Here is a 402-nt window from a genome sequence, read left to right as displayed (position 1 = left end):
ATGATCCAGCGCGCAACAAGCTCACCTTCCCGGCCTGCGTCAGCCGCGATGACAATCTGATTGACGTCTTTACGGGTAAGCTGGGATTTGACTGCATTGAACTGCTTTCCGGTTTTTTTTATTACCACAAGCTTTAAGGGTTCTGGGATAATCGGCAGATCCTCTAGGCGCCATGATTGAAATTCTTTTCCATAGCCTTCCGGATCGGCAAGTGTCACCAAATGGCCTAAAGCCCAGGTCACAATATATTGATCACCTTCGAGATAACCGTTTCCTTTTTTATGGCACTTCAGCACCCGGGCTAAATCCCGGCCGACTGAAGGTTTTTCAGCTAATACAACTGTTTTTGACATGCTTGATCACTTCTCTTTCTTTCACACTCATCCTGTTATTATAACAGAC

1 protein-coding gene is annotated in these 402 nt (G+C 45.8%); it reads right to left on the bottom strand.

The genetic code is table 11. The features are described from left to right. The coding region (locus RVS70_RS22960) for a toprim domain-containing protein (RefSeq protein WP_321135049.1) at positions 1-353 on the bottom strand (353 nt) is incomplete at its 3' end. Positions 354-402: the final 49 nt, after the last annotated feature.

It is taken from the genome of Virgibacillus sp. M23 (assembly GCF_034190895.1).
Classification (GTDB): domain Bacteria; phylum Bacillota; class Bacilli; order Bacillales; family Amphibacillaceae; genus Virgibacillus; species Virgibacillus salarius.
This window is presented reverse-complemented; position numbering and strand designations above follow the sequence as displayed.